Origin of the sequence: Citrobacter sp. Cpo090 (genome assembly GCF_030332665.1) — a bacterium.
GTDB lineage: Bacteria > Pseudomonadota > Gammaproteobacteria > Enterobacterales > Enterobacteriaceae > Citrobacter > Citrobacter portucalensis.
The window spans coordinates 1283405-1296681 of record NZ_JAOWHK010000025.1 but is presented as its reverse complement, the minus strand read 5'-3'; the positions used below and the strand labels follow the sequence as shown (position 1 = coordinate 1296681).

The 13277-nt window shown below is 54.6% G+C and carries 10 protein-coding genes; 5 read left to right on the top strand and 5 right to left on the bottom strand.

Going from position 1 to position 13277, the window contains the following annotated elements:
• Positions 1–9: 9 nt before the first annotated feature.
• The 4 genes from OGY83_RS08960 to cecR are packed head-to-tail and all read right to left on the bottom strand — an operon-like array spanning position 10 to position 4534.
• Positions 10–1143, bottom strand: coding sequence for an ABC transporter permease (locus OGY83_RS08960; RefSeq protein WP_003831545.1), 1134 nt, complete (start codon positions 1141–1143; stop codon positions 10–12).
• Complete coding sequence (locus tag OGY83_RS08955) at positions 1136–2872, bottom strand: ATP-binding cassette domain-containing protein (protein WP_126318747.1); 1737 nt, start codon at positions 2870–2872, stop codon at positions 1136–1138. Before OGY83_RS08955 ends, OGY83_RS08960 begins: the two co-directional genes overlap by 8 nt.
• On the bottom strand, positions 2865–3860 hold the full coding sequence (gene hlyD, locus OGY83_RS08950; protein ID WP_286635720.1) for a secretion protein HlyD: 996 nt from the start codon (positions 3858–3860) through the stop codon (positions 2865–2867). Before hlyD ends, OGY83_RS08955 begins: the two co-directional genes overlap by 8 nt.
• On the bottom strand, positions 3857–4534 hold the full coding sequence (gene cecR, locus OGY83_RS08945; RefSeq protein ID WP_286635719.1) for a transcriptional regulator CecR: 678 nt from the start codon (positions 4532–4534) through the stop codon (positions 3857–3859). The genes hlyD and cecR overlap by 4 nt, the downstream gene beginning before the upstream one ends.
• A 221-nt stretch (positions 4535–4755) precedes the next feature.
• Between cecR and rhlE the strand changes: the two genes are divergently transcribed.
• A complete protein-coding gene (gene rhlE / locus OGY83_RS08940) occupies positions 4756–6102 on the top strand; it encodes an ATP-dependent RNA helicase RhlE (protein ID WP_079936850.1) in 1347 nt (448 codons plus the stop codon).
• A 68-nt stretch (positions 6103–6170) separates the two neighbouring features.
• Here the strand turns inward: rhlE and OGY83_RS08935 are convergent, their stop codons facing one another.
• A complete protein-coding gene (locus OGY83_RS08935) occupies positions 6171–6905 on the bottom strand; it encodes a GntR family transcriptional regulator (protein ID WP_003831553.1) in 735 nt (244 codons plus the stop codon).
• A 202-nt stretch (positions 6906–7107) separates the two neighbouring features.
• Here OGY83_RS08935 and OGY83_RS08930 point away from each other — a divergent pair, with 202 nt between their 5' ends.
• The 4 genes from OGY83_RS08930 to ybiB all read left to right on the top strand — a co-directional run bounded on the left by OGY83_RS08930 (position 7108) and on the right by ybiB (position 13241).
• Entirely contained in the window at positions 7108–8460 is a 1353-nt protein-coding gene (locus OGY83_RS08930; RefSeq protein ID WP_123268290.1) for a class-II fumarase/aspartase family protein, read from the top strand.
• A 33-nt stretch (positions 8461–8493) separates the two neighbouring features.
• Positions 8494–9915, top strand: coding sequence for a DASS family sodium-coupled anion symporter (locus OGY83_RS08925; protein ID WP_286635718.1), 1422 nt, complete (start codon positions 8494–8496; stop codon positions 9913–9915).
• A 177-nt stretch (positions 9916–10092) separates the two neighbouring features.
• Complete coding sequence (gene dinG / locus OGY83_RS08920; RefSeq protein WP_032942770.1) at positions 10093–12243, top strand: ATP-dependent DNA helicase DinG; 2151 nt, start codon at positions 10093–10095, stop codon at positions 12241–12243.
• 29 nt (positions 12244–12272) lie between these two features.
• Positions 12273–13241 carry a DNA-binding protein YbiB gene (gene ybiB, locus OGY83_RS08915; protein WP_286635717.1) on the top strand — a complete coding sequence of 323 codons (969 nt, stop codon included), beginning with the start codon at positions 12273–12275 and terminating at the stop codon, positions 13239–13241.
• Positions 13242–13277 lie beyond the last annotated feature (36 nt).

The window sequence follows — 13277 nt, the reverse complement described above, 5'->3', positions numbered from 1 at the left end:
CCCGCCTCCTTAATCCAACCGACGTTTGGTTTTAAGCCACGTCAGGCCGATAAACATCACCGCCGAAGCGATTAAAAACAGCACGTTGATAATCAATACCACCGGAATATTTCCCGCCAGAAACAGGCTTTGCAGGGTACTGACGAAATAACGCGCCGGAATAATGTAGGTTACCGCCCGGATAATCGCGGGCATGCTGTCTATCTGGAAGATAAAACCCGACAGCATAATCGAGGGCAGGAAGGCGGCGTTTAGCGCGACCTGCGCGGCGTTAAACTGGTTGCGGGTAATGGTGGAAATAAGCAACCCCATGCCGAGCGTACTGAGCAGAAACAGGCTGGTAATGAAAAACAGGATCAGCAACGAGCCGCGGTAGGGCACGCCAAGAATAAACACCGACACCAGCATACATAGCAGCATCGCCAGCATACCCAGAAAGTAATACGGGATTAGTTTACACAGCAGCAGCTCGACGCGGGTGACTTCGGTAGACAGCAGCGCTTCCATGGTGCCGCGCTCCCATTCGCGCGCCACCACTAATGAGGTGAGGATGGCGCCAATCACCGTCATGATGATGGTGACTGCCCCGGGAATAATAAAGTGCTGGCTGATGGCCGCCGGGTTAAACCAGTAGCGGGTTTGTACGTCGATCAACGGTTTGAACGATTCCCCACGATCTTCTGCCCGCTGTTGCTGCCAGATTTGCCAGATGCCTTCGACATAACCCTGCACAAAGTTGGCGGTATTCGGTTCGCTGCCGTCGGTGATCACCTGGATCGGTGCCACGTCATTGGGGCGTGCCATCTGCTGGGCAAAATCCACCGGGATCACCACCAGACCGCGAATACGCCCGGCCTGCATTTTCTCAATCAGTTCCTGACGGTTATCGCTGATGGTGGCGTCAATATACGGCGAGCCGGTCATGGTATGGGTAAAATCCAGCGCCTCTTCACTCTGCTGTTCGAGCAAAATCCCTACCCGCAGCTTGCTGGAGTCGAGGTTGATCCCGTAGCCGAAGATAAACAGCAGCAGCAGCGGGATCACCACCGCAATCAGCCAACTGCTGGGATCGCGGACGATCTGGCGCGTCTCTTTCACACACAGCGCACGTACGCGACGCCAGGAGAGAGCGGAGTTACTCATGCGTATGCTCCTTATCCCAGTCATTGATTAGCGTGATGAACGCCTGTTCCATGGTCGGGTCCGGCGTGTCGCTGTCGGCAGCCTGAGCCTTCAGGTCGTCCGGTGTACCGCTGGCAATCAGTTTGCCGCGATACACCAGCCCGATGCGATCGCAGTATTCCGCCTCATCCATAAAGTGGGTGGTCACCATCACTGTGACGCCTTTTTCCACCATGCTGTTGATATGCAACCAGAACTCACGACGGGTGAGGGGATCGACCCCGGAAGTGGGTTCATCAAGGAACAGAATGTCGGGTTCATGCATCAGCGAGCAGGCCAGCGCCAGACGCTGCTTAAACCCCAGCGGCAGTTCGTCGGTGGCGTGGGAAGCGATACTCTTCAGGCCGAATGCCTCGCTCATACGATCGATTTTCTCTTTCTGCGCCCGACCGCGCAGGCCGTAGACGCCAGAGAAAAAGCGCAGATTCTGTTCAACCGTCAGGTTACCGTACAGGGAGAATTTCTGCGCCATATAGCCCAGATGCTGACGCGCTTTGCCGGAGCTGACTTTCAGGTCCATATCCAGTACCAGCGCTTTGCCGGAGGTGGGGACCAGCAGGCCGCACATCATTTTAAAGGTGGTGGATTTGCCAGCGCCATTAGGGCCTAACAGACCAAAAATCTCGCCGCGCTGCACGGCAAAGTCTACGTGGTCGGTCGCGGCGAAATCGCCAAATTTTTTGGTCAACGCTTTGGCTTCGATCACCGTTTCGCCAGGCGTGCCTTCCACGGTATGCAGGATAGCGCCCAGCGGAGACTCTGATGTTCCAGCTCCGCCGAGTAAATCGATAAAGGCATCTTCGAAGCGGGGGGCGGTTTCATTGATGGTTATCTGCGGCATGCCGTCAGCGTTTTGGATCTGCTGAGCTGTTGCCTCTTTTTTCAGGATTAAACGGACGGATTTCCCCTGAATCATTCCGTCGCTGACCAGCGGCAGTTTTAACGCGCGTTGCAGCAGTCGGCGGTTGTTTTCCTGCGGACTGCTCATCAGGAAGCTGCGACCTGCCATGGTTTGCGTAAGCTGAGTAGGATCGCCCTGGTATAACAATTCACCTTCGTTCATCAGCAGCACATCGCGGCATTGCTCTGCTTCATCCAGATATGACGTACTCCAGAGGATCAGCATGCCGTCCCCGGCCAGTTCGTGGACCATTTGCCACAGTTCGCGGCGGGAAATAGGGTCGACGCCCACGCCTGGCTCATCCAGCAGCAACACTTTGGGTTCGCCGACCAGCGTACAGGCAAGTCCGAGCTTCTGTTTCATGCCGCCGGAAAGCTTGCCTGCCAGTCGTCCGGTAAACGGCCCCAGCGAGGTGAATTCCAGGAGTCGGGCAAAAGTTTTTTCTCGCGCTTCACCGGTGACGCTGCGCAAATCGGCATAGAGATTGAGGTTCTCCATGACGGTTAAATCTTCGTACAGACCAAATTTCTGCGGCATATAGCCGAGCACCGCATGCAGCGCGCTGTCGTCTTTGATGGGATCAAAACCAATCACCGCAGCACTTCCGGCATCAGGTTTTAATAACCCCGCCAACATTCGCATCAGCGTGGTTTTGCCCGCGCCGTCCGGCCCGACCAGCCCGGTCACGTAGCCCGCATGAACGGTACAGTCGAGCGGGGCGACGGCCGGTTTTTCCATTCCGGCAAAGTTTTTCGTCAGCCCTTTAAGCGTAATGACGGCGTCATTCATGCCGTGCCTCATCGCCAAACTTAATCGTTACCGGCATTCCCTGGCGCAGCGCATCGTCCGCGTCGGTTACGACAATTCGCAGGCGATAAACCAGGTCGGTACGCAGGTCAGGGGTCTCGACCGTTTTCGGGGTAAATTCGGCGGTAGGAGACACAAAGCCGATTTTGCCGTGATACGGTTTATCCGGGCGGCCATCGGTATAGAGCAGGATCTCGCGTCCTGGCTGAGCCTGGCTCAAATTGCGTTCGTCAACGTAAGCACGAACCCAAACCGGACGCGTGAGCGACAGCGTCAGTACCGTACCCCCTTCGTTCAGCATGCTGCCGGGTTCAACCGCACGGGTGAGAAGCGTGCCGTCAGACGGTGAGGTCAGCGTGGTGTCATGCAAATTAAGCTCTGCCTGTGCCAGCTCGGCCTGAGCTTGTTCGAGCGTGGCTTTTGCCTGCTCGATGTCCTGCACACGATTACCGCTGCGATACTGGGTGAGTTTATCCTGTGCGGATTTCAGCGAAGCTAACGCCTGATCGCGTGATGAACGGGCGTTTTCCAGATCGTTGGCAGAAATGGTGCGGCTTTTCCACAATCCCACCTGCCGATTGTAAAAGTTCTGCGCGTAATCATAGGCGGCCTGCGCCTGTTTGACTGCCGCCGCGGTTTGCGCGATCTCTTCTTCACGATACCCAGCCAGCATCAGATCGTATTGCGCCTGTGCGGCGGCAACGTTGGCTTTTGCCTGCATCAATGCGTTTTCATACGGTGCGCGGTCCAGTTCGCCCAGCACCTGGCCGGCGGTAATCGCATCGCCTTCGTCAACCGCCAGCGAGGCCAGCCTGCCGCCGACACGAAAACTCAGGTTGACGCTACGGATATCGACATTGCCGTATAGCGTCAGGCCGTTATCTTGCCGGTTCTGATACCACCACGTTCCACCGGCAATCACGGCAACGAGGGCCGCGATAACCAGCCCGAGAACGACAGGTTTTTTCATGACTCCAGACTCCTTTGCGTTAAACCTTGCAGAATAAGATCGATGTGACAGGTGATCGTTTGGTCAATCAGCGCGGTTTTATCCTCATCAAATTGTGACCAGCCCGTACGTAACAGAATGGTTTCTTTCCCCAGACGAAAGGCCAGCACCTCGCCGAGTATGGCGTGGGTATGCAGGATCATTTGGGTATCATTGGCATCGCCGCCGGTATAAGCGGCAATCAGGCGCGTCAGATGAGTATGCAGCGGATTGATAACCTGGTCGTGCACCAGTTGATAAGCCGCGGTGGGGGAAAGCTGTTCGCGCGAGATAAATTTGCTCAGGTTAACGGTGTCGTCCTGAGTTAACAGCATGATCATATTTTTGCAGGCACGCAGGATCAGTTCGCGCATCGCGCCACGATCCGGCTCCGGCTGGGCGAATAAACGCTCGGCCTCTTCAACGTGCGGGCGAAACTGCGAGCCGATAAAATCTGCAATCCACTGGGCGCAGGCGAGATATAAATCCTCTTTTGAGCCAAAATAGTAGGTGATAGCCGCAATGTTTTGCCCGGCCTGTGCAGCGATATCGCGCGTCGTGGCGTGCAGACCATACTCGCCGAATTGCGCCAATCCGGCGGCAATGAGCTGGTTCTTCGCCTGTTCACCTTTGGTTGTCATGGTGGGTGTATTCATGGCACGACTCTGATCTTAATCAATCGATTGATTAAGATTATGACTGATGTGCAGCCTTGTCCAGTCCAGAGCGTTATTTTCCAGTGAAGGGATAATTTATGCGGCACATCACAAAAACTGCTACACTCCGCCCCTTCATGACATTGTGGTTTTTGTCATCTCTATTGTATGTATCTCCCTGAAAACGACACCGGTAACGGTCAGGGCGGTTCGGAGTTGTTATGTCTTTTGATTCCCTTGGTTTAAACCCTGAAATTTTACGTGCCGTTGCCGAGCAGGGTTACCGTGAACCTACCCCTATTCAGCAGCAGGCTATTCCTGCCGTGCTGGAAGGCCGCGATCTGATGGCCAGCGCCCAGACCGGTACGGGGAAAACGGCAGGTTTTACCCTGCCGCTGTTGCAGCACCTGATCACCCATCAGCCGCATGGTAAAAGCCGTCGTCCGGTTCGTGCGCTGATCCTCACGCCAACCCGCGAACTGGCGGCCCAGATTGGCGAAAACGTCCGTGATTACAGTAAGTATCTGAATATTCGCTCGCTGGTGGTCTTCGGCGGCGTCAGCATTAACCCGCAGATGATGAAGCTGCGTGGCGGCGTAGATGTGCTGATCGCCACTCCGGGTCGTTTGCTTGATCTGGAACACCAGAATGCGGTGAAACTGGATCAGGTTGAGATCCTGGTACTGGACGAAGCTGATCGCATGCTGGATATGGGCTTTATTCACGATATTCGTCGCGTTCTGGCAAAACTGCCGGCAAAACGTCAGAACCTGCTGTTCTCGGCAACGTTCTCTGATGACATTAAATCGCTGGCCGAAAAACTGTTGCACAACCCGCTGGAAATCGAAGTGGCGCGTCGTAATACCGCGTCAGAGCAGGTTACTCAGCATGTTCATTTCGTTGATAAAAAACGTAAACGCGAACTGCTGTCGCAGATGATTGGTCAGGGCAACTGGCAGCAGGTGCTGGTGTTTACCCGTACCAAACATGGCGCGAACCATCTGGCAGAACAGCTGAATAAAGACGGCATCCGCAGTGCGGCAATCCACGGTAATAAATCTCAGGGTGCGCGTACGCGTGCGTTGGCTGATTTTAAATCCGGTGATATTCGCGTGCTGGTAGCGACCGATATTGCCGCACGAGGTCTGGACATTGAAGAGCTGCCGCACGTGGTGAACTACGAGCTGCCAAACGTCCCGGAAGATTACGTGCACCGCATTGGTCGTACCGGTCGTGCGGCCGCTACTGGCGAAGCGTTGTCTCTGGTGTGTGTCGATGAACACAAGCTGTTGCGTGACATCGAGAAGTTGCTGAAAAAAGAGATCCCGCGTATTGCAACGCCAGGCTACGAGCCAGATCCGTCCATCAAAGCAGAGCCGATCCAGAATGGTCGCCAGCAGCGTGGCGGCGGCGGTGGTCGCGGGCAGGGCGGAGCAGGGCGTGGCCAGCAACCGCGTCGTCAGGATGGCGGTGCGCCAAAAGCGAAACCGCGTAGTGGCGAAGGCAAACCGGCAGGTGATAAACCTCGTCCACCGCGTCGTCCGCGCAAACCGTCTGCAGCGCAGTAATTTACCTTGCTGTATGGCAGTATAAACACGCTAGCCGGCCTACACACAGTGTAGGCCGGCTAGGTCAATCACTCCCCCGAACTTTGCGATTTCAGCACGATTGAGCAGGTATAGCGTCCTGCCGGGTGAATCGAAATCGTCGTCTCAAATACTTTCCCGTCCCTGTCCAGATAACGACGCACGATTCTCATCGCTGGTGAATCAGGTGCAACATTGAGGATCTTTGCCACCTTTTTTGGCACGCCGACAGCCGTAATGGTCTGGTGCACCTCATGACTTTTGATACCGTAATGGGTTTCGATCAAATCGCTGATTAGCGAGTGTGGGTCGTCACGGATGTACGTACGCAGCTTGGCGTAATCCGTGCTGGCATAGCTGTCTGTCCAGCAGATTGGCGCGTCGGGGTTTTGAGCATCTTCGCGAGTGCTGGCAATGTGCAGCCAACGCGAACCTGGTGGGCAGCCAATCATCTGGGACAGCTCTATGTCCGCCACAATCTCATCGATTTTCTTGATGACGCGCAGATTGTTTTTGGCTAGCAGCAACAGATCCTCAAGATGCGATAGCGGGTGATTGACGCCGTTAGCCTTAGGTTCGCAAACGCGGGTTCCCGCGCCTTTACGCCGTGATATCAGACCTTGCTCTGTTAATTCCCTTAGCGCCTCACGCATGGTGTGGCGGCTGACCTGCCATGTTTCGCACAGTTCCATTTCCGTAGGAAACAGCGAACCGGGGGCAAAAGTTCCCACCGCAATTTGCTGCGCCAGTTCACGTGCTATTCGCTTGTACAGAGATTCTTTCATCGCAGTTTCATCAAAATATTAGTGATCTTTATCACGAAAATTTGTACGGACTATTCCCTACATTTCTTATGAATACTATAAATGTCCGTACATTTAAATGTGCGGACATTTACTTATGTCTGGACATTGTGGCGGCATTTGAATATCCAACAAACTGCCGTAAACACGCATCTTATCATTATCAGATTTTCCAGGGGGATTTATGGCTTCGAATGTACTTGATTCTGTTCTGTTCAGGGATTCTTTCGGCACACCGGCGATGCGCGCGGTGTTTGACGATCGTGAGCTGGTGCGCAAATACGTGGAAGTGGAAGTGGCATTAGCCAAAGCCCAGGCACGCTGCGGTGTGATACCCGAGGCTGCGGCGCAGGAAATCGCAGAAAAATGTAATGCTGACACGCTCGATTTTGATTTATTGCGCCATGAAACCGAAATTGTGGGTTATCCGATCCTACCGCTGGTGCACCAGATTTCTAAACAGGCTGGCGAGTCCGGTGGCTATGTGCACTGGGGGGCAACCACTCAGGACATTATGGACACCGCAGTGGTCCTGCAAATTCGTGATGCTTTTGCGCTCATTGAATCCGATATGGACAAACTCCGTGCAACGCTGGCCGATCTTTCACGCCGCTACCGTGATACGCCGATGGCCGGGCGAACCCATTTACAACAGGCTTTGCCCGTGACCTTTGGCTACAAAACGGCCATCTGGCTGGATATGTTTGAACGCCATGCGGAACGTCTAACCCAGGCGCGTCCTCGTGTATTGGTCGGCGAATTTGCGGGTGCAGCTGGTACGCTGGCATCACTGGGGGATAAAGGCCTCGCGGTACAAAAAGCGATGATGGAAGAGCTTGGGCTAAATGTCCCAACATCCACCTGGCACGTCGCGCGTGATGGTTTTGCCGAAGCGGTGAACCTGTTAGCGGTGATTACCGGGTCGCTGGGCAAGATTGCCTACGACGTAATGCTGCTGGCAGCAAACGAGTTTGGCGAACTGTATGAGCCGTTTGTTAAAGGGCGTGGCGCCAGCAGTACCATGCCGCAGAAACGCAACCCTATTTCCAGTGAGCTGATGCTGGCCTGCGCCAAAGGTGTTCGCCAACAGGCAGGGCTGATGCTTGATGCGATGGTGCAAGATCTGGAGCGAGCAACCGGGCCGTGGCATGCCGAATGGATTGCTATCCCGGAAAGTTTCGTGCTCAGTGCGGGGGCATTGCATCAGGCCAACTTTATGCTGGCGGGGCTGGTGGTTGATGAAGATGCGATGAAACGTAACCTCGGCATGACTAACGGATTGATTGTGGCTGAAGCGGTCATGATGGGGTTGGCTCCGTATATTGGTCGTCAGGATGCACATGACGTGGTGTATGACGCCTGTCGTATCGTCAACGAACAAGGTGGACGATTGGCTGATGTGCTGAATGCGATGCCGTCCGTCTCTGAACGACTGGACCCACAGTTGATTGAAAAACTGACCGATCCGGCAAATTACCTTGGAATGGCACCGGCGATGGTGGATCAGGTATTAGCAAGATACATGTCGCAGAAATGAATGCTCTCGGGCTAACGGAATAAGGATATTTTTATGTCAACGAATTCTGTCACGGGAAAATCCATTCTGTCGTTCCTGATACCGCTGGCGATAGGCGCGATCGTTTGGTTTTATCCCGTTCCTGATGGTCTGACGCCTCAGGCCTGGCATATGTTCGCGATATTTGCCGCGACTATTGCAGCCATTCTTACTCAGCCGCTCCCTTCGGGGGCGGTGATGTTAATTGCACTTTGCGTGGTTATTTTCACCAAAACGTTGCCAGAGGCAAAGGCGCTGTCAGGGTTTGCGTCCGGTACGGTATGGCTCATTTTCTGTGCCTACGTCTTGTCTCTGGGGTTTGTGACGTCAGGCCTGGGGAAACGTATTGCGTATAAAATGTTATCGCTCTTTGGCGGCAGCAGCCTGGGTATTGCTTACTCACTGGGGGTTTCCGATCTGATTATGGCCCCGGCAATGCCGTCAGTAACTGCACGGTCCGGGGGCATAATTTTTCCCATTACGCGTTCCATCAATGATGTGTTGGGCTCCGCGCCGGGGGTAACAGGCAAACGCATTGGCGATTTCTTAACCATGGTGTGCTTCCAGTTTACGCCGATTACCGGGGCGATATTTCTCACCGGGATGGCGGCGAATCCGCTGGTAGCGAGCCTGGCGAAATCGTCATTGGGCATGGAGATAACCTGGGGCGAATGGTTTATTTCCGCAGTGGTCCCTGCGATGGTTTGTTTCTGTCTGATGCCGCTACTGGTCTATAAATTATTGGATCCTGAGCTTAAGCGTACACCAGAGGCAAAAGCGATGGGTAAGAAGGCGCTCGGTGAGCTCGGTTCGATGAGCAGCAACGAGAAAAAGGTCGCGTTTGGTTTTGTGCTGGCGCTGGTTGGCTGGGGCACCAGTTTGATTACTGGATTGTCTGCCACATCTGTCGGACTGGGGCTGGCTGCTTATCTGTTTGCCTCGGGGGCCGTTAGCTGGAAAAGCCTGCTTAATGACCATGCAGCCTGGGATACGGTTATCTGGTTTAGCGTCATTATTAGCCTGGCGACCGGACTTGCCGATCTGGGCTTTATTAAATGGATGACAATAAAGTTAGGCAGCGGCATTCAGGGGTTTGGTGCGATCGAGTCCTTTATTGTGCTGGGGATCCTTTACATTTACGTCCACTATCTCTTTGCTACGGCTACCGGACACGTAGCTGCACTGTATGCTCCTTTCGCGGCCACGGCGATTGCTGCGGGTGCGCCGCCGATGATGGTCGCTATTTGCTTCGGCATCTTTAGTAACCTGATGTGGGGGAATACCGAGTATGGCGGCGGACCTGGTCCTATTTATTTTGCCCAGGGATATTTTGAACGACCGCGCTTTTACAAAATTAACCTCTGTGTGGTAACGGCAAATGTGATCATCATTTTTGCCGTGGGCATGCTGTGGTGGAAGCTGCTGGGATACTATTAACCGACACGTTTATTCGGCCTGCAATGCACCTGACTGTAGGCCGGATAGGGTGTAAGCCACCATCCGGCAATTTAAGCCAGAGCCGCGAAGCGCTTTCCAGAATGGGGGAAAAAGGTACATCCAACGCCTGAAATGTGCCACAATAGTGGCTGTTTATACAGTATTTCAGGTTTTCTCATGGCACTTACGGCTGCGCTAAAAGCGCAAATCGCCGCCTGGTACAAGGCGCTTCAGGAACAGATCCCCGACTTTATCCCCCGTGCGCCGCAGCGGCAGATGATTGCTGACGTCGCGAAAACGCTTTCCGGGGAAGAAGGGCGGCATCTGGCGATTGAAGCACCGACCGGGGTGGGGAAAACCCTGTCGTATCTGATTCCCGGTATTGCCATTGCGCGTGAAGAGCAAAAAACGCTGGTGGTCAGTACTGCCAACGTCGCTTTGCAGGACCAGATCTACAGCAAAGATTTACCGCTGCTGCGCAAAATTATCCCCGACCTGCGTTTCACTGCCGCGTTTGGTCGCGGACGCTATGTCTGCCCGCGTAACTTAGCGGCGCTGGCCAGCACCGAACCCAATCAGCAGGATCTGCTGGCTTTTCTCGACGATGACCTGACGCCCAACAACCAGGAAGAACAAAAGCGCTGCGCCAGGCTAAAAGGCGATCTCGACAGCTACAAGTGGGACGGGCTGCGCGATCACACCGATATCGCCATTGACGACGGACTCTGGCAGCGTCTGAGTACCGATAAAGCCAGCTGTCTGAATCGTAACTGTCACTACTATCGTGAATGCCCTTTTTTTGTCGCCCGCCGGGAGATTCAGGAAGCTGAAGTGGTGGTAGCCAACCACGCGCTGGTGATGGCGGCCATGGAAAGCGAAGCCGTTTTGCCGGAGCCGAAAAATCTGCTGTTGGTGCTTGATGAAGGCCACCATTTGCCGGATGTCGCGCGCGATGCGCTGGAGATGAGCGCAGAAATCAGTGCCCCCTGGTATCGGCTGCAGTTGGATCTATTTTGCAAATTAGTGGCTACCTGCCTGGAGCAGTTTCGGCCAAAAACTACGCCGCCGCTGGCGAATGCCGAGCGTCTGAACGGTCACTGTGAGGAATTGTATGAGCTGATTTCATCGCTCAATAACATTCTTAATCTGTACATGCCTGCTACCCAGGAGGCGGAACACCGCTTCGCGATGGGCGAATTGCCTGCTGAAGTGATGGAGATTTGTCAGCGTCTGGCGAAGCTAACAGAAATGCTGCGCGGTCTGGCGGAACTGTTCCTCAACGATCTCAGTGAAAAAACCGGCACTCACGATATTGTGCGTTTGCATCGGGTTATTTTGCAGATGAACCGGGCGCTGGGCATGTTTGAGGCACAAAGCAAATTGTGGCGGCTGGCATCGCTCGCGCAGTCGTCAGGCGCGCCGGTGAGTAAATGGGCAACGCGCGAGGTGCGTGACGGGCAGATCCACGTCTGGTTCCACTGCGTGGGGATCCGCGTGAGCGATCAGCTCGAACGACTGCTGTGGCGTAGCGTCCCGCATATTATTGTCACTTCCGCCACGCTGCGCTCGCTCAACAGCTTCTCGCGTTTGCAGGAGATGAGCGGTCTGAAGGAAAAAGCAGGGGACCGGTTTGTCGCGCTGGATTCACCGTTTAATCACGTTGAACAGGGCAAAATCGTTATTCCGCAGATGCGCTACGAACCGTTAATTGATAACGAAGAGCAGCATATTGCGGAAATGGCCGCCTATTTCCGCGAACAGCTGGAAAGTAAAAAGCATCAGGGCATGCTGGTACTCTTTGCCAGCGGTCGGGCGATGCAGCGTTTTCTTGAGCACGTTACCGATCTGCGCCTGCTGTTGCTGGTACAGGGCGATCAGCCGCGCTATCGTCTGGTGGAGTTGCACCGCAAGCGGGTGACTAACGGCGAGCGCAGCGTGCTGGTTGGGCTGCAATCTTTTGCTGAAGGTCTGGACTTGAAAGGCGACCTGTTGACCCAGGTGCATATTCACAAAATTGCTTTTCCGCCTATCGACAGCCCGGTTGTGATCACCGAGGGCGAGTGGTTGAAAAGCCTGAACCGCTACCCCTTCGAGGTGCAGAGCCTGCCCGCGGCGTCGTTCAATTTGATCCAGCAGGTTGGGCGACTCATCCGTAGCCATGGCTGCTGGGGAGAAGTGGTTATTTATGACAAGCGTTTATTGACCAAAAGCTATGGCAAGCGTTTACTGAACGCGTTACCCATATTTCCGATAGAGCAACCTGCTGTGCCAGACGTTATAGTAAAACCAAAAGAAAAAGCGAAACCCACGCGCCGTCGTCGGCGTTAACGATGCGAGCAACAGGCAAGGAGTTATCGATGGATTACCGCAAAATCATTAAAGAGATTGGGCGAGGAAAAAATCACGCGCGTGACCTGGACAGGGATACTGCTCGCGGACTGTATACCCATATGATGAACGGCGACGTACCTGACCTTGAGATGGGCGGGGTACTGATTGCGCTACGTATCAAGGGCGAAGGCGAAGCGGAGATGCTGGGCTTTTACGAAGCGATGCAAAACCACACCATTCGTCTGACTCCGCCGGTAGCCAAACCTATGCCGATTGTCATTCCCAGCTACAATGGTGCGCGTAAGCAGGCGAATTTGACTCCGCTGCTGGCGATTTTACTGCATAAGCTCGGCTTCCCGGTGGTGGTACACGGCGTCAGCGAGGATCCAACCCGTGTGCTGACAGAAACCATTTTCGAACTGATGGGGATTACGCCAACGCTGCATGCCGGGCAGGCGCAGGCAAAGCTGGATGGTCATGAGCCGGTGTTCATCCCGGTGAGCACCCTGTGTCCTCCGCTGGAGAAACAACTGGCGATGCGCTGGCGTATGGGCGTGCGTAACAGTGCGCATACGCTGGCTAAATTAGCCACGCCGTTTGCCGAAGATGCCGCGCTGCGTCTTTCCAGCGTGTCCCACCCGGAATACGTCTCGCGCGTGGCGAAGTTCTTCGGCGATATCGGTGGGCGTGGCCTGTTGATGCATGGTACCGAGGGCGAAGTGTATGCCAACCCGCAGCGCTGCCCGCAGATAAGCCTGATAGATTCATCCGGTGTGCGAGTGCTACAGGACCGACAGAGCGAGATGCCTGACGAGCCGGTACCGCTACCGGTAGCAAAAGATCCGGAAACCACCGCGCGCTGGATTGAGCGTTGTCTGGCTGGCAGTGAGCCGGTTCCGGCATCGTTGAAAATTCAGATGGCCTGCTGCCTGGTGGCAACCGGTGAATCCGCCTCACTGGCTGAAGGACTTTCCCGCGTCGAGCAAAGTTTCTAAACCATTTGTTATCCCGACGGGCCTGTTGCCTGGCCT

What these genes read in the sequence shown, in the direction of transcription:
- OGY83_RS08960 (WP_003831545.1), bottom strand. Translation starts at nt 1,143, where the DNA reads ATGAGTAACTCCGCTCTCTCCTGGCGTCGCGTACGTGCGCTGTGTGTG.
- OGY83_RS08955 (WP_126318747.1), bottom strand. Translation starts at nt 2,872, where the DNA reads ATGAATGACGCCGTCATTACGCTTAAAGGGCTGACGAAAAACTTTGCC.
- hlyD (WP_286635720.1), bottom strand. Translation starts at nt 3,860, where the DNA reads ATGAAAAAACCTGTCGTTCTCGGGCTGGTTATCGCGGCCCTCGTTGCC.
- cecR (WP_286635719.1), bottom strand. Translation starts at nt 4,534, where the DNA reads ATGAATACACCCACCATGACAACCAAAGGTGAACAGGCGAAGAACCAG.
- rhlE (WP_079936850.1), top strand. Translation starts at nt 4,756, where the DNA reads ATGTCTTTTGATTCCCTTGGTTTAAACCCTGAAATTTTACGTGCCGTT.
- OGY83_RS08935 (WP_003831553.1), bottom strand. Translation starts at nt 6,905, where the DNA reads ATGAAAGAATCTCTGTACAAGCGAATAGCACGTGAACTGGCGCAGCAA.
- OGY83_RS08930 (WP_123268290.1), top strand. Translation starts at nt 7,108, where the DNA reads ATGGCTTCGAATGTACTTGATTCTGTTCTGTTCAGGGATTCTTTCGGC.
- OGY83_RS08925 (WP_286635718.1), top strand. Translation starts at nt 8,494, where the DNA reads ATGTCAACGAATTCTGTCACGGGAAAATCCATTCTGTCGTTCCTGATA.
- dinG (WP_032942770.1), top strand. Translation starts at nt 10,093, where the DNA reads ATGGCACTTACGGCTGCGCTAAAAGCGCAAATCGCCGCCTGGTACAAG.
- ybiB (WP_286635717.1), top strand. Translation starts at nt 12,273, where the DNA reads ATGGATTACCGCAAAATCATTAAAGAGATTGGGCGAGGAAAAAATCAC.